This is a genomic window from Bacillus sp. BSL6 (assembly GCF_052928345.1).
On sequence record NZ_JAVGCW010000003.1, the window covers coordinates 186,181 to 211,610 of the forward strand.

General features: G+C 35.6%; 20 protein-coding genes and 1 pseudogene. 17 read left to right on the top strand and 4 right to left on the bottom strand.

The features are described from left to right. Window positions 1-51: 51 nt before the first annotated feature. A complete protein-coding gene (locus RCJ96_RS11960; protein WP_074607210.1) occupies window positions 52-912 on the bottom strand; it encodes an AraC family transcriptional regulator in 861 nt (286 codons plus the stop codon). Between the two features lie 170 nt (window positions 913-1,082). Here RCJ96_RS11960 and RCJ96_RS11965 point away from each other — a divergent pair, with 170 nt between their 5' ends. From RCJ96_RS11965 to galT, 12 genes are all read left to right on the top strand, one after another. Then, on the top strand, window positions 1,083-2,426 hold the full coding sequence (locus RCJ96_RS11965; RefSeq protein ID WP_074607281.1) for a carbohydrate ABC transporter substrate-binding protein: 1,344 nt from the start codon (window positions 1,083-1,085) through the stop codon (window positions 2,424-2,426). A gap of 70 nt (window positions 2,427-2,496) precedes the next feature. Further along, complete coding sequence (locus tag RCJ96_RS11970) at window positions 2,497-3,387, top strand: carbohydrate ABC transporter permease (RefSeq protein WP_074607212.1); 891 nt, start codon at window positions 2,497-2,499, stop codon at window positions 3,385-3,387. Between the two features lie 15 nt (window positions 3,388-3,402). Next, window positions 3,403-4,392, top strand: a complete 990-nt coding sequence (locus tag RCJ96_RS11975) for a carbohydrate ABC transporter permease (RefSeq protein WP_000449885.1) — start codon at window positions 3,403-3,405, stop codon at window positions 4,390-4,392. A gap of 12 nt (window positions 4,393-4,404) precedes the next feature. Then, window positions 4,405-6,576, top strand: a complete 2,172-nt coding sequence (gnpA, locus tag RCJ96_RS11980) for a 1,3-beta-galactosyl-N-acetylhexosamine phosphorylase (RefSeq protein WP_074607214.1) — start codon at window positions 4,405-4,407, stop codon at window positions 6,574-6,576. Next, window positions 6,566-6,733, top strand: coding sequence for a DUF6903 family protein (locus tag RCJ96_RS11985; RefSeq protein ID WP_000646587.1), 168 nt, complete (start codon window positions 6,566-6,568; stop codon window positions 6,731-6,733). Before gnpA ends, RCJ96_RS11985 begins: the two co-directional genes overlap by 11 nt. A 108-nt stretch (window positions 6,734-6,841) precedes the next feature. Continuing rightward, window positions 6,842-7,738, top strand: a complete 897-nt coding sequence (locus RCJ96_RS11990) for an ROK family protein (protein WP_048556911.1) — start codon at window positions 6,842-6,844, stop codon at window positions 7,736-7,738. A 68-nt stretch (window positions 7,739-7,806) separates the two neighbouring features. Beyond that, window positions 7,807-8,973, top strand: a complete 1,167-nt coding sequence (locus tag RCJ96_RS11995) for an SIS domain-containing protein (protein WP_074607216.1) — start codon at window positions 7,807-7,809, stop codon at window positions 8,971-8,973. A gap of 20 nt (window positions 8,974-8,993) precedes the next feature. Further along, complete coding sequence (gene nagA, locus RCJ96_RS12000; RefSeq protein ID WP_074607218.1) at window positions 8,994-10,142, top strand: N-acetylglucosamine-6-phosphate deacetylase; 1,149 nt, start codon at window positions 8,994-8,996, stop codon at window positions 10,140-10,142. Between the two features lie 26 nt (window positions 10,143-10,168). Continuing rightward, window positions 10,169-11,104, top strand: coding sequence for a hexose kinase (locus tag RCJ96_RS12005; RefSeq protein WP_074607219.1), 936 nt, complete (start codon window positions 10,169-10,171; stop codon window positions 11,102-11,104). A 15-nt stretch (window positions 11,105-11,119) separates the two neighbouring features. Then, a complete protein-coding gene (lacD, locus tag RCJ96_RS12010) occupies window positions 11,120-12,127 on the top strand; it encodes a tagatose-bisphosphate aldolase (protein ID WP_074607221.1) in 1,008 nt (335 codons plus the stop codon). Window positions 12,128-12,630: 503 nt separating this feature from the next. Further along, on the top strand, window positions 12,631-17,007 hold the full coding sequence (locus RCJ96_RS12015; RefSeq protein ID WP_074607223.1) for an endo-alpha-N-acetylgalactosaminidase family protein: 4,377 nt from the start codon (window positions 12,631-12,633) through the stop codon (window positions 17,005-17,007). 404 nt (window positions 17,008-17,411) lie between these two features. Next, window positions 17,412-18,902 carry a UDP-glucose--hexose-1-phosphate uridylyltransferase gene (gene galT, locus RCJ96_RS12020; protein WP_074607224.1) on the top strand — a complete coding sequence of 497 codons (1,491 nt, stop codon included), beginning with the start codon at window positions 17,412-17,414 and terminating at the stop codon, window positions 18,900-18,902. Between the two features lie 112 nt (window positions 18,903-19,014). Here the strand turns inward: galT and RCJ96_RS12025 are convergent. The 3 genes and pseudogenes from RCJ96_RS12025 to RCJ96_RS12035 form a co-directional block, all read right to left on the bottom strand. Continuing rightward, a pseudogene (locus tag RCJ96_RS12025) lies at window positions 19,015-19,242 on the bottom strand (ArsR/SmtB family transcription factor); the annotation flags it as partial. Between the two features lie 266 nt (window positions 19,243-19,508). Further along, a complete protein-coding gene (locus RCJ96_RS12030) occupies window positions 19,509-19,733 on the bottom strand; it encodes a hypothetical protein (RefSeq protein ID WP_000162601.1) in 225 nt (74 codons plus the stop codon). A gap of 84 nt (window positions 19,734-19,817) precedes the next feature. Next, the gene (locus tag RCJ96_RS12035; RefSeq protein ID WP_000426313.1) at window positions 19,818-20,165 is read right to left on the bottom strand and encodes a DUF4257 domain-containing protein; all 348 of its coding nucleotides are present in this window, start codon (window positions 20,163-20,165) and stop codon (window positions 19,818-19,820) included. A 197-nt stretch (window positions 20,166-20,362) separates the two neighbouring features. Between RCJ96_RS12035 and RCJ96_RS12040 the strand changes: the two genes are divergently transcribed. The 5 genes from RCJ96_RS12040 (at window position 20,363) to RCJ96_RS12060 (ending at window position 25,428) form a co-directional block, all read left to right on the top strand. Continuing rightward, the gene (locus tag RCJ96_RS12040; protein WP_074607228.1) at window positions 20,363-20,890 is read left to right on the top strand and encodes a DinB family protein; all 528 of its coding nucleotides are present in this window, start codon (window positions 20,363-20,365) and stop codon (window positions 20,888-20,890) included. 182 nt (window positions 20,891-21,072) lie between these two features. After that, entirely contained in the window at window positions 21,073-22,122 is a 1,050-nt protein-coding gene (gene rsgA / locus RCJ96_RS12045) for a ribosome small subunit-dependent GTPase A (protein WP_270794964.1), read from the top strand. A 204-nt stretch (window positions 22,123-22,326) separates the two neighbouring features. Next, a complete protein-coding gene (locus RCJ96_RS12050) occupies window positions 22,327-24,309 on the top strand; it encodes a HAMP domain-containing methyl-accepting chemotaxis protein (RefSeq protein ID WP_000533101.1) in 1,983 nt (660 codons plus the stop codon). A 193-nt stretch (window positions 24,310-24,502) separates the two neighbouring features. Beyond that, window positions 24,503-24,808 (top strand): hypothetical protein, encoded by a 306-nt coding sequence (locus RCJ96_RS12055; RefSeq protein WP_000539566.1) that lies wholly within the window; start codon window positions 24,503-24,505, stop codon window positions 24,806-24,808. Between the two features lie 251 nt (window positions 24,809-25,059). Continuing rightward, window positions 25,060-25,428, top strand: a complete 369-nt coding sequence (locus RCJ96_RS12060) for a DUF3979 family protein (RefSeq protein WP_270794960.1) — start codon at window positions 25,060-25,062, stop codon at window positions 25,426-25,428. Window positions 25,429-25,430: the final 2 nt, after the last annotated feature.

Consider the following 25,430-nt stretch of genomic DNA (forward strand, 5'->3'; position numbering starts at 1 on the left):
AAAATAATAGTAACAATATATTAAAGAAGTATAGATTCATTGCATTTATCTTTAAATTTTTGCACTAGAATCTAGTTTGTTTTTGCTAGAATTTATAGCGTTTCTGTATTGTGAAGGAGATAGATTCATTTCTCGTTTAAATGATTGTGCAAAGAATGATTGTGAAGAAAAACCGGTAATGGTTGAAATATTAGAAATCGAATAGTTAGTAGTTTCTAATAAAATTTTACTTTCTCTAATACGAGTTTGAATTAAATATTCAATAGGCGACACACCGACGAATTTTCTAAAGGAATGGGATAGATAATATTTATTAATATGACTAATGCTTGCTAATGTATCTAGGCTGATATTTTCGTGAAAATGCTGCTTAATATAGTTTTTAATAAATTCAATATCTTTATTAATTTTTTGAGTAGATGTTTTCTCTACATTAAAAGATTTTTTTCGCATCATCTTAAGTAATAAAATTTCCAGAATATTTTGTATAATCAAATCATAATCTTCTTGATGGTTTTCCACTTCTTCGACCAATTGCTGAAGGTAGAAGAGGAAGTTTTTTTGATCCTGTTTATAGTTATGAATAGTGACAGGACTAGGATTTTCTATGGATGAAAAGGACAGGCCTTGAATACCAAGTGCAATATATTCGAGTGGATGATTTGTATCCGACTTTTCCGTGTGCTCGATATTTGGATTGACGATAATCAAATTGTGTTCTTGAACAGGGATTTCTTCTTTGTAAAAGATAAAAGTGCCTTTGCCCTTAGTAATATACAATAGCTCTGTAAAGTGATGAGCATGAATGGTACTATGCCAATCTTTATCGTATTTTGATTTTGTTATATAAAGAAGTTTTACTGGAAGATGGTTTCGTTGAAATTGTGGAATCTCATATACTTCATTGGACAAATGAATCCCTCCTTCTTAGAATTTTTATCTATTTTATAAAGATTTTAGTGGGATATTCAGTAAAAAGCAAGATATCTAAAAAACAGAACAAGATGTTTATTGTGAAAGCGTTATCTATTTTGTATTCTTTAATTATGAAAGGAAGATTAGGAGATGGGGGTAAGATAAAGATGAAAAAAAAGTTATTGTTGTCTGGAATGACAGCTTTGTTATCTTTTAGTTTAATAGCTTGCCAAAGTAATACTACAAAAGTTGATAACGCTAAGGATGGTAAAGGCTCCAGTGAAAAACAAACCCTTCATGTGGCAACACTTGAATCGGCTTATGGTAAAGAGATGTGGAACAAAGTGATTGACGCATATGAAGCTGCTAATCCTAAAGTTGATGTTAAATTGACAGTGGACAAAAATCTTGAGGATGTCATAGGTTCAAATATGAAAGCAGGAAAGTATCCGGATGTTGTGTTGTTGGCAACTGGGAGAAAACAGGCGCTAACAGAAACTTTGATTAAAGATAAAGCATTAGAAGACATTACTGATGTTTTTGATAAAAATGTTTATGGTGAAGATGTTAAAGTCAAAGATAAGTTAGTACCAGGGCTTACTGGTACACCTGCAACTAATCCTTATAATGACAGTAAAATTTATATGGCACCGATGTTCTATAGTCCAACTGGATTATTTTATAATGCTAGTTTATTAAAAGAAAAAGGTTGGGAAGTGCCGAAGACTTGGGACGAAATGTGGGCTTTAGGAGATAAAGCGAAAGCAGAAGGGATTTCATTATTTACTTATCCTACTACAGGCTACTTTGATACATTCTTCTATTCTTTACTACTAGGGGTGGGCGGGCCTGAGTTATTTAATAAAGCTATGAAATATACAGATGGTGTTTGGGAAACTTCTGAAGCAACAAAATCTTTTGAAATTATCGGAAAATTAGGAAAGTATACAGAACCAACTACTGTTGCGAATGCAAATGATAAAGACTACAAGAAAAATCAACAGTTGATTCTCGATAACAAAGCTTTGTTTATGCCAAATGGTACGTGGGTAGTTGGTGAAATGAAAGAAGCTCCTCGATCTAAAGGGTTTGAATGGGGCATGATGGCTTTACCAACACTTGATGCTAATAGCGACCGTTATGCATTTACTTTCTTTGAACAAATGTGGATTCCATCGGCAGCTAAAAATAAACAACTTGCTAAAGACTTCATGACGTTTGTTTATTCGGATAAGGCAGCTGAAATTTTTGCTGAGTCGAGTGCGATCCAGCCTATTAAAGGCCTTTCTAATAAACTGACAGGTGAAAATAAATCATTCTATAGTATCTATGATAATGGAGTGAAAGTGGGAATAGGTGGATTTGCTGCAACGAAAGCTGTTGAAGGTGTAAGTATGCCAGATACATTATTTAGAACGATTGACAGTGTTGTTTCTGGTGATAAAAAGGTGAAAGATTGGCAAAGCTCTGTTGAAAAAGTGAGTGACCAATTACGGTCTGCATTAAAATGAATTCGTTTTCACTATGTACAATGGTGAGTCGCCTAGTCTCACCGTTGTACTTATTAATTGAGGTGATGGCATGAATAAGACGACAGAAAAAAGAATTTTTATTTTTGTTTGTACTGCACCAGCACTAATCCTGTTAGCCATTTTTATGATTGTTCCTACGATTGAGGTATTCAGGATGTCCTTATATAAGTGGGGAGGATTTTCTAATAATAAGGTATTTGTTGGGCTCGAAAACTTCAAGATTTTATGGAATGATATGAACTTCCTTCGGTCTCTCCAAAACAGTATAGTTTTGATTGTTATCGTCACACTCATCACGATGGTGATGGCGATCTTGTTTGCCACTTTGTTAACAAGAGAAAAAATAAAAGGAAAAAGCTTCTTTCGAATTATTTTTTATATCCCTAATATTTTATCGGTTGTAGTTATCGCGGGAATATTTTCTGCAGTTTATGACCCAACTACAGGGTTGTTAAATAATTTACTTGCTTTATTTAACCTGGAACACTTACAAAAGATGTGGCTCGGAAATCAGAAAATTGCCATTTACAGCATTGGCGGGGCGCTCATTTGGCAAGCAATTGGCTACTATATGGTCATGTATATGGCGGCAATGGCAAGTATCCCGGAAAGTTTTTATGAAGCATCTGCTTTGGAAGGTGCTGGACGGTTCAGACAATTTTTTAGTATTACTTTACCGTTAATTTGGAACAACATTCGGACGACGTTAACTTTCTTCGTTATTAGTACGATTAATTTAAGTTTTCTTCTCGTTCAAGCAATGACTGGCGGCGGACCTGATGGATCGACGGAAGTGTTTTTAAGCTACATGTATAAGCAGGCTTACACGAATTCTTCTTACGGTTACGGTATGGCTATTGGGGTGGTCATTTTCTTATTCTCATTCGCATTATCTGCAATTATCAGTGGTGTTACTAAAAGGGAAGTGTTGGAGTATTAAGGAGGTCCAAAAACGATGGAAACACAAAAAAGAATGACTACAGAAACAGCTTATCGAGATCCAAAAACGATAGAAACACAAAAAGAAGTGACTGTAGAATCAGCTTATCCAGCCCCAAAAACAATGAAAACACAAAAAGGAATGACTACAGAAGCAATGTATCGCTGCTTTATCTACGTAGCACTTATTACGTTAGCAATTTCAATTGTTATTCCTGTTGCATGGGTTTTCTTAGCCTCAGTGAAGCAAAATTCGGAGTTTTATGGAAGCCCTTGGGCCATGCCGAAAAGTTTCTATTTTCAAAACTTTATCGATGCTTTCCAAAAGGCAAACATGGGTACCTATATGTTGAATTCAGTCATGGTAACTGCGTTGGCCCTTCTTATTTTATTGATTGTGGCTTTACCAGCAGCTTATGTGTTGGCAAGATATACCTTTAGAGGAAGTAAATTGATAAATACTTTTTTTAAAGCTGGATTATTCATCAATGTGAACTACATTGTTGTGCCAATTTTCTTGATGTTATTGGACGGAGATAACTTTTTACGAGGCCAACTAGGTGATGGATTGCTATTAGACAATTTATTTATTTTAGCTGTGGTATATGCGGCGACGGCGTTACCATTCACGATTTACTTGCTGTCTAGTTTTTTTCAATCGCTTCCATCCACGTATGAGGAAGCGGCGTTGGTCGATGGTGCCGGATATTTCAAAACAATGATTTCAGTTATGATTCCGATAGCTCGTCCAAGTATTATTGCCGTCATTTTATTTAATTTTCTTGCTTTTTGGAACGAATACATTATAGCTTTAACATTAATTCCAGGGCCGAATAAGACGTTACCTGTTGGGTTAATGAACTTGATGGCAGCTCAAAAATCTGCTGCAAACTATGGTCAAATGTATGCAGGAATGGTTCTTGTCATGCTGCCAACTTTGATTTTATATATTATTGTTCAAAAAAAATTAACACAAGGAATGACCCTTGGTGGTTTAAAGGATTAGAGGAGGATTTACATGAAAAGGAGAACAGGCCGAGTTACTTTACCGAGTGAAGAAAATTTTCTTAAGGAAACGAAAGAATTAATGGAACGATGGGGTGCAGATGCGATTCGCGATAGTGATGGAACAAAACTAGATAATGATATTAAACAATTGGATGCGAAAATTTATACGACCTATTTTGTTGCTCGAGCTCACAATGAGTTCGCAGAGAAGCATATGGATGAATGCCAGCAACTTTATTTAATGAGCTTGTTCAATACTGCGATTACTGACACCCTCGAAATTGATTTTATGAAAGGCTACTTTGAGGAACAATTAAAACCGGATTACGTTCACAGTCCAAAAAAATACTGGGAGGTTATTGATCGGACAACAGGAGAAGTTGTTGACGTTAATGATTGGGAAGTAAACAAAGATCAAAATCGTGTTTTGATTACGAAGGCGATTCCTTGGCATGAATATACGGTTTCATTCCTAGTCTATGCGATTTGGGATCCAACCCAAATGTACAATCATATTACTAATAATTGGGGAGATAAGCCACATGATATTCCTTTTGATGTCAGGCAGCCACATTCTAATGAATTTATGAAAACCTATTTAAAACAATGGCTGACAGAAAATCCGGATACAGATGTGGTCAGGTTTACAACGTTTTTCTATCATTTTACCCTTGTATTCAATAATCTTGGCAAAGAGAAGTTTGTCGATTGGTTCGGATATGGTGCTAGTGTTTCAGTTGCTGCTTTGGATGCTTTTCAAAAAGAAAAAGGCTATCGCTTAAGACCAGAGGACATTGTTGATCAAGGTTATTATAATACTTCGTTTCGAATTCCAACCCCAGCTTTTTTAGATTATATAGATTTTGTTCATAAGTTCGTTGCTGAAGAAGCAAAGAAACTTGTGGATATTGTCCATGAAAGTGGAAAAGAAGCAATGATGTTCCTTGGTGATAACTGGATTGGGACAGAACCATATGGAAAATACTTTGAAAATATCGGATTGGATGCAGTTGTAGGCAGTGTGGGCGGTGGAGCCACATTGCGTATGATTGCAGATATACCACATGTTCGATATACGGAAGGGCGGTTCTTACCTTATTTCTTTCCAGATACTTTTTACGAAGGTAACAACCCGACGATTGAAGCGAATGAAAATTGGCTAACGGCGCGTAGAGCTATACTGCGTAATCCTGTTGATCGTATCGGATATGGGGGGTATTTAAGTCTAGCATATCAATTTCCAGAATTCATCTCCTATATTGAAAAAGTTACTGAGGAATTTCGTGAAATTCATGACACAATCAAAGGTGTGAAACCATATAGCGGTCTTAAAGTTGCGATTTTGAATTCTTGGGGCAAGTTGAGAACTTGGCAAACACATATGGTTGCTCATGCACTATGGTATAAACAAATTTATTCTTATTTAGGCGTTTTAGAGTCCTTGAGTGGGGCTGCCGTGGAGGTTTCGTTCATTAGTTTTGATGATGTCATGAATGATGGGATACCAGAGGATATTGATGTAATCATTAATGCCGGAGATGTGGGCACAGCTTTTTCAGGGGGGGCTAATTGGATTAATGAAAAGTTAGTCACTACAATCAGAGCTTGGATGTATAATGGCGGAGGATTCATAGGTATTGGAGAACCTACAGCTTATCAGCATGAAGGACATTATTTTCAATTGGCAAATGTCTTAGGCGTTGACAAGGAACTCGGATTCAGCTTATCAACAGATAAATATTTTATTAATCCTGTTGAAAATCATTTTATTTCTGCTGACAGCACCCAATTTAATTTTGGTGAAGGAATGAAAAATATTTATGCGTTATCAGAAGAAACCGAAATAATCGAATATTCAAATGGGGAAGTTCATCTTTCTGCTCATCCGTTTGGAGAAGGCAGAGCTGTCTATATAGCAGGGCTTCCATACAGCGAAGAAAATACACGTCTGCTGATGCGTGCGTTATACTATGCTGCCCATAAAGAAGAAGAATTTCAAAAGTATCATGCGAGCAACATTTATTGTGAAGTTCATGCATATCCATCCATCCGAAAAATGGCGATTGTTAACAATTCGATGGTCGAACAAATGACGTTTGTCTACGATGGACAAGGAAACAGGATAGAAGTGACGTTGGCACCTAGTGAAATCAGGTGGGAGGATTTTTCAAATGAAGGCTAATATCGTATTCGTTATTAAAATTGTTGTGTTTCTCGTATGCCTATCTTTCATTATCGTCTACCAAAAGACAGCTGGTAAATTTGAACTGGGTATGATGTTAATTGGATTAGCTGGTCTCTTAGGGCTGCTTTATAATTACAATCGGAAATACGTATAAATCAATTGGGGCAAGTGGATTGATTACGAAATCGCAGGTCTATGTTCAACGATAATGAACATAGAAAACTACTCAGTGCATCAAATACAAACTTAGGGGTGCAGACAAATGAAAAAGGCAGTCGGTATTGATATTGGAGGAACGAAGATTGCAGCGGGAGTTGTTTCAGATACAGGCGAACTGCTCGAACGTACGGAAGTAAAAAGTGATCCTTTAGACCGGGAAAAAATGTTTGGTAGAGTTGTAGAAGCTGTGGAACAAGTTCTCAGAAAATTATCAGTTTCCATCTCTGATATTGAGGGTATTGGCGTTGGAGTACCGGGAAAAGTGGATTGTGAGAATGGAATTGCCGTTTTTCAAAACAATTTACCGTGGAGCCAGTTTCCTATTTCAGTCCGTTTGCAGGAGCAATTTGGAATCCAGCGGATTACGATTGACAATGATGTCTATATGGCGGCTTTTGCTGAATGGAGAGCAGCACATGTAAAAGGAAATGAAACCTTTGTCTACGTGACTATAAGTACGGGAATATCTTGTTCTATCATTCATAAAGGCTCATTTTTTAGGGGAGCAGGATTTGCTGGAGAACTAGGTTTGATCCCTGTTCTATCGAAGGGGATCAATGAACGATTAGAAAAAATCGCTGCTGGGCCAGGGATCCAGAGAATAGCCGAAAGAGACTTACAGGTAGGTACGATTTCAACAAAAGATGTTTTTGCTAGTTATATAAATGGGGTACCAGAATATCAGTCCATTATCAATGAGGTAACTGATTATTTAGCTCAAGGTCTTTATAAGATTTCCTGTTTATTAGATCCACATAGAATGGTTTTTGGTGGCAGTGTCATTGTGAAAAATCCATTTCTACTGGAGTTGATCAAAGTGAAGCTAAAGAGTTTTCAGCTTCCTGAGCAACAACATCTTTTGGAGCAGATGAGCATCAGTACATTGGCACAAAATAATGGAGTTGTTGGTGCGGGATTACGAGTATTTGAAGGTATGTAATGAGGCGATGCTGGTCTTCTTTTCTTTTATGGAGAGAATGATGGCAAATAGGTAGAGGAGTGACGAATATGTTTACATTAAGTCAAGAAAAATTAGTTTCGTTAGGCGCATCGATAACAACGGCGGAAATAAGACGGCAGCCTGATTTATGGATTGAAACCTTTGCTTTGTATATGGAGAAGAGCGAGAGAATTGATGAGTTTTTGCAAAAAATAGTAACGAAACATAATCGGGTTCGAGTTATTTTTACAGGTGCTGGAACGTCTGCTTATGTCGGTGATACAGTCACCCCTTATGTAATAGAAAAAGTAGATGAACAACAGTGGGAAGTACTAAGTATCCCGACAACTACGTTAGTTTCAAATCCTTACCAATTTTTCAAAAAGGATTTTCCAACCTTACTCGTTTCATTTGCTAGAAGCGGGAACAGCCCAGAAAGTGTCGCTTCCGTACAATTAGCTGAGCAAATAGTAAGCGATTTGTATCAAATAACGATTACTTGTGCGAAAGATGGAAAATTAGCTAAACAGGCCGTGAATAATGACAAAAACTTATTGCTATTGATGCCCGAAAAATCAAATGATCATGGTTTTGCAATGACAGGGAGTTATACTTGCATGGCGTTAACGGCATTACTTGTTTTTGATTCTATATCGACTGAAGAAAAATCAAAGATAGTGAAAGAAATTTATCAAATGGGTGAAAGTGTCATTCAAAGAGAAGATGCTATCCAAAAGATAGTAGATTTGGATTTTGACCGAATTATTTACTTAGGTTCTGGTAGTTTAGAAGGTTTAGCGAAAGAATCACAATTAAAAATATTAGAACTGACAGCTGGAAAAATTGTCACCGCTTTTGATTCACCACTAGGATTCCGGCACGGTCCAAAATCATTTGTAAACGAAAAATCATTAGTTTTTGTGTTTGTTTCTAACAATCCATATACACGTCAATATGATTTAGATATGTTAAACGAAATGCAACAAGACAACATTGCCAGCTATATATGTGCCATCGAGGTTAATGGAGAAACGAATTACGCTGGGAATAGGTTTGTATTTGGTAGCGAGGCACAGTCTGTACCAGATGCTTACTTAGCATTACCTTTTGTTATGATTGGGCAAACAATATCACTGTTAGCCTCCGTGAAAGTAGGTAATACACCAGATACACCTTCACCGACAGGAACGGTGAACCGTGTCGTTAAAGGTGTTACTATCTACGAATATGAGTAACTAGGTTAGGGGAAACATACATGTCTATTTTTATCTTTGCAGATAAGTTTTTTCTTGAGGGGAAGGTCGTAGGTCCTGGTTTTTTGGAGATAAAAGATGGAAAATTCGGTATCTTTTTAGATAACAGGCCAGAAGAAGCGGAAGAAATCATCGATTATGCAGGATATTGGATTGCTCCTGGTCTAGTGGATACACATATTCATGGTTTTAGAAATCACGACGTTATGGACAATAATTTTGAAGGACTAAATCAAATATCGGTAGGACTCCTTTCTTGCGGCGTTACATCCTTTTTACCGACAACTTTAACATCCTCAATAGAATCGTTGAATAATGTCGTTGAAATGATTGGTGCCAATTACAAAAAAGTACAGGGCGCAAAAATTAAAGGGATCTTTTTAGAAGGGCCGTTTTTTACTGAAAAGCATAAAGGAGCACAAAACACGAAATATTTTTGTGACCCATCAGTTGATATGTTGAAAGGTTGGCAGAAATTATCAAATGATTCTATTAAAAAAATTGCGATTGCACCTGAAAGAAAAGGAGCAGCGGAATTCATTGAATATGCTGTAGGAGAAGAGATTATAGTAGCATTGGCCCATAGTGATGCAACTTATGAAGAAGCCAAGCAAGCTAGTGAAAAAGGCGCATCCGTTTTTGTTCATACTTTCAATGGTATGAGTCCGCTGCACCATCGTGAGCCAGGGATGGTTGGAGCAGCCATGAATTTAAAAGATGTTTTTACCGAAATCATATGTGATGGACATCATGTTCATCCTGTTGCTTTAAATATTTTAATGAATGTCCGTGACAGAGAAGAGGTTGTAATGGTATCCGATTGTATGATGGCCGGAGGTATGCCTGAAGGAACGTATCAATTGGGAGAATTTCCTGTGAAAGTAAAAGGTGGGATGGCTCGTTTGGAAAGCGGAAGTTTAGCAGGTAGCATTTTGCAATTAAAAGATGCTGTCAAAAATGTCGTCGATTGGGGAATTGCCGCGCCCGAGCAAGCAATTTACATGGCGAGTACTGCACCAGCTAAAAGTATTCAACTAGATGGCGAATGTGGGAAAATCGCTGAAGGATATGCCGCTGACTTTATAGTACTGACGCCAGCGATGGATTTAGCAGCTACCTATCTTGATGGTGTGTGCCATTTTCAAGCTTAAATATTTTTCTGAAAGAGGGATTTCAAATGATTTTATCTGTCACCATGAATCCATCTGTCGATATTTCCTATTCGACTCATGAATTAAAGTTAGATGTTGTTAACCGTGTGGAAACAGTTCATAAAACTGCTGGTGGAAAAGGATTGAATGTGGCGCGAGTGATCGCTCAAATGGAAGAAGCTGTTCTAGCGACAGGTGTGATTGGTGGTACGATTGGCGAATACATTATTCAAGAATTAAATAAAAACAATATTCCAAATGACTTTTTAAAAATTAAAAAAGAATCAAGAAATTGTATTGCCATTCTTCATGAAGGGATGCAAACAGAGATTTTAGAATCAGGGCCGACATTATCCAATGAAGAAGGGGTAACTTTTTTAGAAAAATTTGAATGTTTGCTTACAACAGCTTCACTTGTGACAATTTCAGGTAGTTTGCCGAAAGGGTTACCGACTAACTTTTATTATCAAATGTTAGAAATCTGTAATAACAATGGAATTCCAGTGATTATAGATTCATCAGGGAAATCTTTGAAAAACGCCTTGGTGCATAAGGAAAAACCATTTGCCATCAAACCAAATAAAGCAGAATTATCTCAGTTGTTGGGCATTAACATGGAAATGGGAATCATAGATTTGAAGCAAGCATTAAACCATGAACTATTTACTGGAATTGAGTGGATTATCGTGTCATTGGGTAGTGAAGGTGCCTTTGTCAGGAATGGTGAGGACTATTACCAAGTTACGGTTCCAAAAATAGAAGTGGTCAATCCAGTTGGATCTGGTGATGCGACAGTTGCAGGGCTAGCTGTGGCATTATATCAAAATCAAACGGTTGAGACTGTTCTTAAAACGTCGATGACTACAGGAATATTAAATACGATGGAAGTTGGTACTGGTTATATTAATATAAATAAGTTTAAACAATACTTTGATCTCATTAAAATTGAAAAAATAGATTAGTAGAGGAGAATGTTGATGTTAGAACTAACCAAGAATAAATTGGGAGCTCTAAAACGTTTATCTGCTGAAAATGGCATAATTGGAGCATTGGCTATTGATCAACGCGGTTCATTGAAAAAAATGATTGCGTCTGGCGGTGCAAGTCATGTTGGAGATGAGGGCATTATCCGTTTCAAAGAATTGGTTTCTGAGGAATTAACACCATTTGCAACAGCAATTCTTTTGGACCCGGAATACGGACTGCCAGCGGCAAAGGTCCGACATAAAGAATCAGGCTTAATAGTAGCGTATGAAAAAACCGGATACGATGCGTCAGAAGTAGGACGGTTACCAGATTTATTATCGGAATGGTCAGTGAAACGATTAAAGGCAGCAGGTGCCGATGCTATTAAATTCTTACTCTACTATGATTTCGATGAAGATGAAAAAATTAATAACTATAAACATGTCTATATGGAACGTATCGGATCTGAGTGTGCTGCTGAAGATATTCCATTTTTCTTGGAGATTGTTACTTATGATGCTGAAAATGATGATGCGAAAAGTAAAGAGTACGCAAAAATAAAACCACATAAAGTGATTGAGGCTATGAAGGAGTTCTCGAAATCTCAATACCAAGTAGATGTTTTAAAAGTAGAGGTTCCGGTGGATATGAATTTTGTGGAAGGGTATACGACAGGTGAATTCGTTTACAGAAAAGAAGAAGCTGCTTCTTTTTTCAAAGAACAAAGTGAAGTAACTGAGCTGCCGTTTATCTTCTTAAGTGCAGGTGTAAGTGCTAAATTATTCCAAGAAACATTGAAATTTGCTAAAGAATCCGGTTCTACCTTTAACGGAGTGTTATGTGGTCGGGCAACCTGGAAGGACGGTGTGGCACCTTTTGCTATAAGCGGGGAACAAGCAGGTCGTGATTGGTTAAAAGATACTGGTAAAAGGAACGCTGAAGAACTAAATCTTGTGTTGAAAGAGACAGCCAACTCATGGTTTGCTAAAGTAAAACAAACAGCGGATCTTCAAAGTTAGTACGATATCTTTCCTTCTATATGTCCTTTTTCTAGCTTTAAGTGATAATTGCATCAGAATCAATTTTTAAACGGAATGACAAATTAAGAGCAGACATTCGTCTGCTCTTTTTTTAGTGTGTCCAACATGGTGAAAACCCTAGAATGAAAATCGAGAATAGCAAGGGCAGTAGTAACTATAGCTTCGGGTAAAGGTATATGGGGACCCTTTATATATAAAGAAAATGGTAAGTACTAATAGCCATGTACAATCAAACTAATTGAATTTTAGTGGGGTTTCGCCAAAAAATACACTTAAAAAAGCTAACAATATCTTTGTATTGTAAGCGTTTTTAAAAAGACAATATACCTAAAAAAAGAAACAATATCTTTATTGTGGAGGCACTTTAAAAAAACTATTCTAAACATAAGTGAAAGCGGTGCCTTTCAGGTTTTTGTTTATTTAAAAATTAATGTCCAGGTATCGTCTTTAACCAAAATTTTAAATTCAAAGGAGGAGAAGAATTGGAAAATAAGCATTTCAAGAGAGTTTTTAATACCCTTCTTGCATGTATGTTGATTGTGCCAACACTTTTAGTAAGCATGATTGTGCCGCTGCATGTAGGGGCAAATACGTCTAATCCATGGGTTACAATTTCATCTGTTGGAAACGAAATCAATGCATTAATAGAACAAAATGGTAAGTCATATGCAAGGCTTGGAGCAGGTGCTGGCAACGATAATGGGGCTAAAGCTGCAGTTTTTCAAGAGCAGAATAAAGTCGCTAAAGAATCAGGAACGATGGAATATAGTTTTATTCCAGAAACTAAGGGAGAAGATACTAGATTCGGCTTCTATCCTCATTATATTGACAATAATAATTTCGTTTTTGTAGGCTACGACTCACTTGGGTGGTTCTACGAATACAAATATCAAGGGAAAGGTGAATGGCTAAAAACTAGACCTAATGTTCTACTTCCAGAGGCTGGAACTTCGCACTCTATTAAAATTGATTATAATAAAACCACTTTGAATATTACGTTAGATGGAAAAGATTTATTTGGACCGGTTACCTTATCTAATGATGTAAATAACCTTCTTACAGGTAAGGAAGCGATTAAACTTGGGGCTTATGGAGATAAAAATAGTCAAGTACTCATTGAATTAGGAAAGGCGCCTGGGGATGGAGGCACAGATCCAGGCAATGAAAAACTTGTCGACATTACGGATAATAAATTGGAAGAAGGTGACTTGAAAATTATCTCAGGTGACGGAAAAGTTACCTATAATGAAGATGGTTCAGCCACTTTCGGTGTTACATCTACCCAAAAGAATCGAATTGTCTACAACCAAATGAAGGCGATTAAAAATGGTGTTTTTGAAGCGGATGTTACTACTAATACTGATAAGATGAATCGTTTTGGATTCATCTATCGTGTTCAAAATTCATCTACATACACATATGTGGGAACAGGGGATACGAACGATCAGTATTTTGGAGAAACTTTTGGCCCTATAAACAATTGGACGTCGATGACTTCAAACGTGCCGTTAAAAGCAAAACAAACATACCATTTACGTTTAGTATTCATGGACGATGTTGCGACGTTATACATTGATGGTAAAAAGGTAGATTCTTGGACTTTAACAGGTGGTGTAGATCAAGCTGGCTTACTAGGATTTGAAAAAAGCCGAGGTGCTGCCGATATTACGATTTCAAATGTCAAAATAAAGGAATATAGTGCACCAAAGCCTCCAGATACTCAACCAGTAGAAAATATAATAAAGTCAAAGTATATGGACGTCACAATTGACCAAGTATTCCCGCGGATTGTGAAATACAAAGTGGGCGATAAAGTAATGAGCGGACAGGAAGCTCCTGTTTACGGATTGAAAGTAAATGGTGGACTATACTATCCTAAAGTAATCTTTGAAAAGTTAAACGATAGTGAAGCGCTATATACATTAAAAGTTGTAGATGAAATGAAAAATCTTGATGCGGTATTTAAGGTATCTTTAAAGGTGAATGATAATGAGGTTGTTTATAGTTTCGATGAAATTAAGAATAATGGTAGTGCCAAAATCGAGACGGTTGAGTTTGCTGATATGAACTTTATATCGGTAAATTCGGAACAAAAAGGTGCAAAAGCTAAATTAACGAATATTAGTACAGATGTTAGGAAAACAGGTGATGTAGATGTAAGCGTAGATTCTTCTATGGGAGAAATAGGTACATCTACTAAAAATTATATAGCATTCTTGTCAGCTGACGAATTGAGCGCAGGTGTATGGTCTAGTTCAGAAGTGGACGGCTATAAAAATTTAGTTGCAAATCGATATGTAAATAAAAATGGTGCTAAAGCAATGGGAATCAGTTCTAGTGCACTTTATTATCAAAGAGATTTTATGCCAGAACCACAAAAAGATAAACCAACTATTAAAATAGCTATTGCTAAAGATTTGAATAATGATAATAAGGCAGACTGGCAAGATGCGGCGATTGCATACCGTGATATTATGCAAGACATTAAAGGATACCAAGATGTAAACAATAATGTTGGAATGCGTATTGCAATGAATTTCGGCTCACAAGCGCAACAACCATTCTTAAAAACATCCGATAATGTGAAAAAGGTTGCTCTTGCTACAGATGAATTGGGGCAAGCGGTCATATTAAAAGGATATGCAAACGAAGGGCATGATAGTGGTCATCCAGATTATGGTGATGTGGGCGAACGTATGGGAGGCGTTAAAGATTTAAATACGCTTATTAAAGAGGGACATAAGTATAATACCCAATTTGGTGTCCATATAAATGCTCAAGAAACTTATCCAGAAGCAAAAGCTTTCAATAATGATTTTATTGATCGTCCAAGTTCGTTAGGATGGGGATGGTTAGATCAATCTTACACAATTAATAAATTAAAAGATTTGTATTCTGGATCGCGTGCGAAAAGACTTGATGAATTGAAAACTGCTGCTCCTGATCTTGACTTTATTTATTTGGATGTATGGTATCAAAATCAATGGGAATCAAATAGAATAGCAGATCAATTTAAAGATAGAGGTTGGAGATTAACAACCGAATTTGGTGGTTCTATGGCCAATTATTCAACGTGGCAACATTGGGCTACTGATAAAAACTACGGTGGACCGGAAAGTAAAGGTATTAACTCAGAAGTACTGCGCTTTATTAGTAATCACCAAAGAGACTCATGGGTGTTAAATTGGCCTGAAGTAGGTGGAACTGCTGACCATCCATTGCTTGGTGGATTTGAATTAGCTGGTTTCGAAGGATGGCAATCTGATAAGAATTTCGATAACTTTATTCGTATGACATTTGATACGAATTTACCTACTAAATTCTTACAAAAATATTATGTAACGAACTGGACAGATGTAGAAGGGGATAAAAGCAAGACGAATTTAGAAAAGGAAATAAAATTGAAGGACCCAAGCAATGGGGATGTTGTCGATGTAACTAGAAAAGACAATGCTAGAGAACGTGTTATTAAGCTAAATGGAAATGTTATACTTGATGGCCATGCGTATTTAATTCCTTGGGTGAAACAAGACTTTAAAAATCCAACTGCTGATTCAGAAAAATTATATCACTGGAATTTGGAAGGTGGTACAACGACTTGGACACTTCCAGATGAATATAAAAATGCCACTACTGTTTATGTATACAAATTGACAGATCAAGGTAGAACAGATATGAAAGAAGTAAAGGTCGTGAATAATAAGATAACTTTGACAGCTAGTGCCGCAACTCCTTATGTTGTCGTACCAAAAAGAGATAAGGGTTTGGAAATCCTTGACTACAATTGGGGCAAGGATGCTCATATATATGATGGGGGATTCAATACAGGAAAAGTAAGCGCATATACAACTATTGAGGGTGATAATAAAGCAGTAAGCGTCATCAGAACGAATCAAACTGGAAACAACCGTAATGTAAGTAGTGGAGATTACTACTTAAACATTGATAGTCCATCAAAAGATACAACTGTTTCCCGTGTCCTTACTGGTTTGGAACCAGGTAAAGATTACGTAGCAGAAGTATATGTTGAAAACAATAGTGATGTAAAGGCCGGAATTACAGTAACAGGTGGGAAAGAAGATGCTAGCAATTACACACTTCGCAGCCTGCAAAAGAACTATGTTAAGGCAGATTCACATGCCACAAATGATGGATATAATAGCAAAATGCAAATCATGCAAGTGAGTTTTACAGCTGCATCTAATAAGGCTAAATTAACTCTAAGCCGTGATTCTGGAAAAGGAAACACAAAATTTGATGACATTCGAATTGTTCAAAAGTCTTTAAAAAATAATGTCTCACCGACGGAATTTAAACAAGATTTTGAATCGGTAGTACAAGGTATTTACCCATTTGTTATTGGTAATACAGAAGGTGTAGAAGACAACAGAATTCATTTGTCGGAATTGCATGCTCCATATACGCAAAAAGGATGGGCAGGTAAAAAATTAGTTGATGATGTATTAGGTGGGAATTGGTCCGTTAAAGTAAACACTGGAAATAAAGGTTTGCTGTACCGTACCATTCCTCAAAATTACCATTTCGAATCTGGCGTAACTTATAAAGTATCATTTGACTATCAAACAACAGCAAACGCATATCGCTTTATTTCAGGGGATCAAGAAATTGATGTTCGAGACATTGCGAGTGCAAAGGGATTGAGTGTGAATAACACTCTTACTGCATCTACTGACACAAAAACAGCAGAGTTTACTGTGACAGGTTCTGAGAACGGTCAAACTTACGTTGGAATTTTCAGTGATGGAACTAATTTAAATGGAGATACCGGAGCGGGTACGTTTATTTTAGATAATTTACGTATCGAAAAGGTGACTACAGGTGGAGCGTCACAGAGATAAAGAATCTGAATTTTAAGGAAAAGGTAGTTTTATAGCTAGTGTAATATCGTAAATTAGAGACCTATCTCGAAGGAGATAGGTCTCATTGTATTCATTAAATAATCGGAAACTGCTTTTGAAAAATGTTCTTTTGTATGTTTTTAGTGAGATAGCAAAAGTGAAAAGCAATATGTCTAAAAAATACGACAAGATGTTGATTGTAGAAGTGCTTTTACGTACGTATAATGTAACAAAATAGCTTGCTAAACGGGCGATTCTAGTATGCTAATAGCTTCTTCGGAGAAAGTAAAACGTATATTCGAATGTTGGTTATCCCATACGTCCGTTCATAAAATGATAAAAGGTACATAGAACTTGCATCGTAACAACCTAAAACGCTATGAGACTAGAGGAGGTAAATGCTGATGATATATCAAGCTATCCAGCAGTTAATTGATCGTGTTATCAAAATTCAATTGATTGAACAAGAAGATGCAATATATACAAGGAATAAAATCCTTTCCTTACTTCGTTTAGATGACTTTGTAGTGGAAGCGCCAGCTCCTGGGCCTGCAAAGAAAGTAATTTCGGAGTTGTTGGAAGAGTTAATAGAATATGCTTGTATGCATAAAGTCATTGAGGAAGTACTGGATGAGAAGGAGATTTTAGCAAGTGCAATTATGGATGTTTTTATGTCCAAACCGTCCGTTATCAATTCTCTATTTTATGAAAAATACGAACAAAATCCGAAGGCTGCGACAGATTACTTCTATGAATTAAGTAAAAACAGCAACTATATCCAAATGAAGCAAATTGCCAAAAATATAAATTATAAAGTAAATACGGAATACGGTGCCATTGATATAACAATTAATTTATCAAAACCAGAAAAAGACCCTAAACAAATTGCTAAAGAAACAGTATTGGAAAATACAAATTATCCAAAATGTTTACTCTGTATAGAGAATGAAGGATATAGGGGCAGAATTGGACATCCTGCACGCTCGAATCATCGTATGATTCGAATGAACATTACAGATGAAAGCTGGTTTCTACAGTATTCTCCGTATATATACTTCAATGAACACTGTATTGTATTGTCCTCAGACCACCGGGAAATGAAAATTGATCGTCAAACATTTTTACGTTTGTTAAAATTTGTAGAAAAATTCCCGCATTATTTCCTCGGTTCCAATGCAGATTTGCCAATTGTAGGAGGATCTATTCTAACACATGATCACTATCAAGGCGGAAACTATGAATTTGCTATGGCAAATGCATCGAACGACCTAATTTTTGAACTAACTAACTTTCCAAAAATACAATGTTCGATTATTAAATGGCCTATGTCAGTTATTCGCTTAAGAAGTAACGACATAGAACAAATAGTAAATGCAGGGGAGTACATATTAGAGAGTTGGAAGGGATATAGTGATCCTTCTGTTAATATATTTGCATTCACGAATGATGTTCCGCATAATACGATTACTCCTATTGCTCGTTACCGGAATAATATGTACGAATTGGATCTAGTTTTACGGAACAATTATACAAGTGAGGAATATCCACTGGGTATTTTCCACCCTCATGTGGAAATACAACATATTAAAAAGGAAAATATCGGTCTGATTGAAGTAATGGGGCTAGCTGTACTTCCTGCTCGTTTAAAAACAGAACTTCAGGAAGTGGGGAAATTTTTACTTAATATTCCAAATGATATTCCAGCACCTCATATACAATGGGCAGAACAATTAAAAACCAAATATGAAAATAGGATGAATGAACAAAATATACAGGAGATTATGAGAGAAGAATTGGGACGGAAATTTATTCAGGCGCTTGAAGATGCTGGTGTTTTTAAACGAGATGAAGAAGGGATATCAGCGTTCAAACGTTTTATTCAAACTTTAATTTAGGAAGGGATTTGGTAGTTATAGTGAAGAACAAAATCCTCAATGAATAAAGCTTCACAGTATTAAAAAAATAGAAAAAACTAAACAACATCTCATATTCTTATGAGATGTTGTTTTAGTATGGTTCTGTTGCATGTATTATGACATCTAATAAACCGGGGAATCTAGCATTTAAGTCATCTTCACGAATTGAAATGAAACGTTGAGTTCCTTCAAGGCGTGTATACATAACACCGGATTCACGTAAAACTTTGAAATGGTGTGATAAAGTTGATTTCGCGATTGGAATGTTTAACGCGCCACAAGATTGTTCGTTTTTTTCTAGTAGCATAGTTACTGCGTTATTATATATTTTAGCTTTATTTCTGTTTAGAAAAAGTGAAAGACTAACTGAGAATCGTGAAACAGGAATTGCGTCATAAAGTCTTTACAAATAAAAAAGAGCCCAAAAATAAAAATCCCTATAAAGATAGGGATTCATATATCGGCATATAGCTCCTTGGAAAAGGATATACTGAGTATAACATATAGGACTACTTATAATTGTGAAATAGATGTGAAAGTAATGTGAAAAATAACATAATAAAAAGCACTGTTTTAGCTAATGAACTAAAACAGTGCTTTTCTCTTTGATTGAACAGTTGCTGCATTTTCATCATGTATGCCTGCATCTTTAATAATTCGTTGTTTAGCTTTATTTAATAGATGGTTTACTGCTTCTCCAAAATAGTTAGCTTCGCTTTTTGTGCGGGCTTCTCGTAAACATTTATAGTTTTCTAGCAGTTCCTCTTTTTCAGTGTCTGTTAAGAAATCTTCTATTTTCTTTTTTGTCATACGAAACACCCTTTCTTCTGACAAACGACGCAATAGAAAATATTTATTGTTTATTATAGCAATAATTTTCAAAAAAAGTATAGACTAACGTCGTAATAATTTGTCAATTTCTTGAATCTTCTCATCAGCTTTCCCGATTTGCGTATTTTTAGCCTGTTCGCCACCAAGAGCTTGATGTAGTAAAAAAGTCTGACCGGAAATAGCAGTCACAATGGATACTTTAATAATTTCTTTTATTAAGGTGACATCAAATAAAACGAGTCCAAGAAGTGCAGCTAGACTACCAGTGAAAATATCAGTCAAAAACCCAAAGTGAAAAAAAGTCTTCAAACGGCGTGGAAGCAATAACTTACCTTGGTTATTGATTAGATGGGAAACGAAACCGGTAATGCCACCAACGAGTATAGCAGTTAGCCATTGATACATTTCCATCGAATCCACTCCTTTTAGTGAATAAGATTCGATTATTTTATATTGATTCCTTTTAATATTTCATAGAAGCATATTGAGAAAGTTTGTTTGGTTTTTGTTCTATATTCAATTTAATTATATGAGAAAAATCTGATATATAGGAGTCTATTATACGAAGCAGTTATTCCTTAATATGAATGTAGAAAGGGGTGCGTGATATGAATATAGATTACCGAATAAGAAGTGTGAATGGTTATACAAAACATATAGGGGAATTAGTAAGTATGCTAGAGCATACGAGGGCTGTAACATTACAGGAAATAAACAATCTATCAGTTGAGCAATTAGATTCAATTATGCCAAGTGGAGGGAATTCCATCGGAGCTTTATTAAAGCATATTGCAGCTATTGAAAAAGCACATCAGCTTATTTCATTTGAAGAGCGTGATTTTACAAAGGAAGAATTAGAAATATGGGAAGACGCACTGTATTTAGACGAAGTGGGGAGAACAATCCGTGGTCATGAAATGAAGTATTATGTACAACTTTTACAGAGTATTCGAGAAGAATCCCTGAAGTATTTGAGTAAACAAGATGATGCATGGCTAATGTCAGAAAGAAAGTGGCCTAACGGTGTAGCGCATAACCAGTACTATTTGTGGTTTCATGTGCTAGAAGATGAGATTAGTCACCGTGGGCAAATTAGAATGATGAAAAATAAATTATTTGAAAATTGCGTTAAATGAGGTAGCTTTTTAAATAAATATTCCATATAATGAGAGTAATTAAAATGAGAACGGGGTGATGTATTATGGCGAAAATAACTTATATGAATCATAAACCAAATACAAAGGTGGATGGAAAGGGCGATACTATATAAGTGAGCGCACGATCCTTCCACTTAGCTTACACTAGGGAGGATATCAATTTGAATCAAAATATTTTAGAATCGTTCGGCTGGGATTCTTTTTTTGAGGAACAAGCTGTAGAGAACTTTGAAGTAGGGCGTATTTTACTCGAGCATAAGCATATATATCGAATTATTTGTAATGATGGTGAATATATGGCAGAGCTGTCTGGTAAGTTTCGGCATGAAGCAGTAACGAAGGGTGATTATCCAGCGGTTGGTGATTGGGTGTATATAAAGAAAATAGAGAATGAAAAGAAGGCAATTATTCATCGTATTTTTCCTAGAAGAAGCTCTTTTTCTAGGCAAGAGGCTGGTACTCGAACGGAAGAACAAGTAATAGCAGCAAATGTAGATTATCTATTTTTAGTGAATGCACTGAACCAGGATTTTAATGTAAGAAGAATAGAACGTTATTTATTATTAGCATATGAAAGCGGTGCAATGCCAGTTATTGTTTTAACAAAGAGTAGCTTATGTGAAGACGTGGAACAGAAAATTGTAGAAACAGAAGCTGTAGCAATTGGTGTCCCGATCTTCGTCGTTGATAGTTTAGAGCATACTGGTATTGAATCGTTGCAACAATTTGTTACTTCAGGAAAAACAATTGCTTTAGTCGGTTCATCCGGGGTTGGAAAATCTACTTTATTAAATGCACTCATTGGAATTGAAGTAGCAAAAACGGGTGATATTCGTGAGGAAGATAGTAAAGGAAGACATACGACAACTCATCGTGAATTGTACCGATTACCGAGTGGTAGTTTAGTTATTGATACTCCTGGTATGAGGGAGCTACAGCTTTGGGAAGGAAGCGATGCGATTCAAACAACATTTTCTGATATTGAAGAACTAGCAAAAACGTGCCGTTTTAGGGACTGCAAGCATGAAAATGAGCCAGGGTGTGCAGTGCATAAGGCAATTGATAACGGAATTATTACGATAAATCGTTTACAAAGTTATAAAAAATTACAAAGAGAACTAGCCTATTTTATGAGAAAACAAGATGCTGTTCTTGCAAGAGCAGAGCGTGATAAGTGGAAAAAGATTTCTAAACAGCATAAAAAAATGTGAAAAGTCAAAGGGTGATTCCCTTTGGCTTTTTGTATTTGTAAATTTTATAATAATATTATTCGTATATATAGACAAAGGAAAGTTAATTGTTTAAACTTTACAAAGTATTCATCATAATAGGTTATGAAAATAATAATTAGGGAATGGGAAATATTTATAGTTCACTAAATTTAACTTTTGAAATTGAAAAGCAGGAGGTTTGTAATGGGTAGACTATTAAATTCGTTTCGTGATATGAAAGTAGCAAAAAAACTACTAATTTCATTTTTCGTCATTTTAATTGCGGCTGTCTCTATTATCGGAGGCATGTCTTATCAAACAGCTAAAAAGAATTTTGAATCACAAATTACGAGTAGTGCTCACGACAATATAAAAATATTAGATAATTTAATTAATCAAATGATTGAGGCAAAATTTAATGATGTAAATAATTTTGCACGGGTGATTCAAGGTAATATGTATCAAGGGGATAATCAAGATGAATTAAGAAAAATGTTATCTCAATATATCAACTTGAATAAAGATGTTGAACAAGTATATGTTGCTGGAAATGATAAAAAATTTGTACAAGAACCAAATATACAAATGGCAGCAGACTATGATCCAACAGAACGTTCTTGGTATAAAGATGCAGTAGCAAAACAAGGTGGTATTGTAATTACTGAGCCGTATAAAGCAAAGGGAAATGGACATATTGTCGTAACGATTGCAAAACAAGCAGAAGATAAAAACGGTGTTGTAGCGATAGATTTAAGTTTAGATAACCTATTAAAAACAACAAAGTTAATCAATATTGGTAAAAAAGGATATGCTTTCATTTTAGATGGGAAACAAAAAATAATTGCACATCCTCAAGAGAAGTCAGGAGAAAAAGCAGCTGATTCTTGGGCGAAGAAAATTTATGAAGATAATCATGGTGCTTTTTCATATACGTATGACGGTAGCGAAAAGCAAATGGTATTTGCTACAAATGTAAAAACGGGTTGGAAAATTGGCGGGACGATGTACTCAAATGAAGTAATTGAAGCTGCGCAGCCTGTATTTTATAATATGTTAATTGTTATGTTCATTTCATTAGTTATAGGCGGGGCTCTTATTTATTTCGTGACACTTTCTATTACGAAGCCATTAAAAAGATTAGTTGCTACTTCTAAAGAAATAAGTGAGGGAGATTTAACGCAAACAATTGATATTCATTCTAATGATGAAATTGGTCAACTTGCAAAAGGATTTAATGAGATGACTGATGCATTGCGAACGTTAATCGGAAGAATTAATACTTCGGCTGGACATGTTGCAGCAGCATCAGAAGAGCTCACGGCAAGTGTAAGACAGGCGAGTGAAGCGACTGAGCAAATTACGATGGCAATGGATGAAATATCGAGCGGGGCAACAACGCAAACGACAAGTGTAGAAAATGGTGCAATGTTATTATTTGATGTAACAGAAGGAATTCAGCATGTAGCAAATAGTTCATCATCGATTAATACGGCTTCTGCTCATACTCGTGAAAAAGCAGAAGATGGTGGAAAACTAGTAGGAAAAACAGTAAACCAAATGCAGTCTATTGCAGAATCTGTTTCACAATCGGATGAAGTTATACAGTTATTAAATAATAAATCAAAGCAAATTGGTGACATACTAGAAGTCATTCAAAATATTGCAGATCAAACAAACCTTCTAGCTTTGAATGCAGCAATTGAAGCTGCAAGAGCAGGAGAGCATGGAAGAGGATTTGCAATTGTTGCAGATGAAGTACGTAAATTGGCTGAGAAGTCTAGCGTATCTTCTAGTGAAATTAGTAAATTAATATGTGAAATACAAGATGACATGAGTAAGACGGTAAAGTCTATGGGTCATGTAAATGAGGAAGTTCAATCTGGACTTGTTATTGCGAATGAAACGAAGCAAAACTTTACTGAGATTTTACAATCTACAAATGAAATTGCAGATCAAATTAAAACGATGGTTGAAACAGCTAACGGGATGTCAAAAGGTGCAAATGAAGTGTCTATTTCGGTTGGGCAAATTGCAATGACAGCGCAGAATAATGCGACGAGTACTCAAAACGTTGCAGCATCAGCGGAAGAACAATTAGCTTCGATGGAGGAAATTGGTTCTGCAGCTGGTACGCTTTCTCAAATGGCTGAAGAGTTACAAGTATTAATTGAAAGATTTAAAGTTTAATAGAGAACAGACTACCCCAAGATAGCAGTATGCTATTGGAGTAGTCTGTTTTTTTGTAAAATTAAATAGAAATACACAATACTTTTATGAGGTTTAAATATATATTTTGTATAATATTTGTCGAAAAATAGAGGTATTTGTTAACTTTGTGTATAATTATAATCATATAGAATACAAATAAAAGGAGATTCGTATGGGAGTGTATTGGGGGACAAAAAGACATTCTTGGCTTAGTTATGTCTCATTTTGGTTAAGTATTTCATTTTTTATTGTTTTTCTCATTGAAGTGTTTATTTTTAAAACACTTTCAAATAGTTCAGTGCAAATTGTTAAATATTTTTATTTTATATTTGTACCAGTAAACATCTTTCTTAGTTTAAAGTTACTCTTTAAGAAGAATGAAAAGAAAGCATTACCTATTTTTAGTTTTATAGTATCATTATTATTTACAATTCTAATACTAGTATTAGCGTTAGCAGCTACTGGGAAATTCTTTTAAGGAGAGTGATGTAAATCACTCTCCTTTTTTGATGTGAGCAAATAATGATTGGGAATAGGTTTAAAATTTAAGGAGGATTAAGGAATAAAGTAAGCCACATAATAATGAAGACTGAATAAAGTGTTTTATATACTTATGAAGCAAATGAATACGGTTAGAACGTTGATATATGGTACAATACATATGGATAGTGATAGAGATAAAGAGTATATAAAATACTCATCGTTTTTTAGTAAGAGAGGGGTTATCTTATGTTATACGAGGATTTGATGACATTATTTCAAGCAGCTCCGAAAGAAGAAGATAGAGGCGCTTGGAAATATATAATCCAGGAACGAAATGATAAATATGAAATTGTTGATGAAATGTTGAAAAATCAAATGAGTGTTGAATTGTACTTTAATGAATATGATGAGGTGAAAATCATTTTATATAAAGAGGGAATGCCTATTTCTACTATGCAAAGAATTGCGATTTCAAAAGTTGAATTAGACGAAGAGGAAGAAGGGATTCAATTCGTTTTAGAACGTATGCCTAGTCGAATGATTCGGTTGCAATTAAAGCCATATTTGGCACTCGAAATGGGGCCGTACTGGGAAGTATGTGATGATTGTGAGTAAAT

Bases quoted from the DNA above. Each gene is read 5' to 3' on its own strand.
- lacD (WP_074607221.1), top strand. From the start codon at position 11,120: ATGTTAGAACTAACCAAGAATAAATTGGGAGCTCTAAAACGTTTATCT.
- RCJ96_RS11975 (WP_000449885.1), top strand. From the start codon at position 3,403: ATGGAAACACAAAAAAGAATGACTACAGAAACAGCTTATCGAGATCCA.
- gnpA (WP_074607214.1), top strand. From the start codon at position 4,405: ATGAAAAGGAGAACAGGCCGAGTTACTTTACCGAGTGAAGAAAATTTT.
- RCJ96_RS12035 (WP_000426313.1), bottom strand. From the start codon at position 20,165: ATGGAAATGTATCAATGGCTAACTGCTATACTCGTTGGTGGCATTACC.
- galT (WP_074607224.1), top strand. From the start codon at position 17,412: ATGATATATCAAGCTATCCAGCAGTTAATTGATCGTGTTATCAAAATT.
- RCJ96_RS11985 (WP_000646587.1), top strand. From the start codon at position 6,566: ATGAAGGCTAATATCGTATTCGTTATTAAAATTGTTGTGTTTCTCGTA.
- RCJ96_RS12060 (WP_270794960.1), top strand. From the start codon at position 25,060: ATGTTATACGAGGATTTGATGACATTATTTCAAGCAGCTCCGAAAGAA.
- RCJ96_RS12055 (WP_000539566.1), top strand. From the start codon at position 24,503: ATGGGAGTGTATTGGGGGACAAAAAGACATTCTTGGCTTAGTTATGTC.
- RCJ96_RS11995 (WP_074607216.1), top strand. From the start codon at position 7,807: ATGTTTACATTAAGTCAAGAAAAATTAGTTTCGTTAGGCGCATCGATA.
- RCJ96_RS11990 (WP_048556911.1), top strand. From the start codon at position 6,842: ATGAAAAAGGCAGTCGGTATTGATATTGGAGGAACGAAGATTGCAGCG.
- RCJ96_RS11965 (WP_074607281.1), top strand. From the start codon at position 1,083: ATGAAAAAAAAGTTATTGTTGTCTGGAATGACAGCTTTGTTATCTTTT.
- nagA (WP_074607218.1), top strand. From the start codon at position 8,994: ATGTCTATTTTTATCTTTGCAGATAAGTTTTTTCTTGAGGGGAAGGTC.
- RCJ96_RS12040 (WP_074607228.1), top strand. From the start codon at position 20,363: ATGAATATAGATTACCGAATAAGAAGTGTGAATGGTTATACAAAACAT.
- RCJ96_RS12050 (WP_000533101.1), top strand. From the start codon at position 22,327: ATGGGTAGACTATTAAATTCGTTTCGTGATATGAAAGTAGCAAAAAAA.
- RCJ96_RS11970 (WP_074607212.1), top strand. From the start codon at position 2,497: ATGAATAAGACGACAGAAAAAAGAATTTTTATTTTTGTTTGTACTGCA.
- RCJ96_RS12030 (WP_000162601.1), bottom strand. From the start codon at position 19,733: ATGACAAAAAAGAAAATAGAAGATTTCTTAACAGACACTGAAAAAGAG.
- RCJ96_RS12005 (WP_074607219.1), top strand. From the start codon at position 10,169: ATGATTTTATCTGTCACCATGAATCCATCTGTCGATATTTCCTATTCG.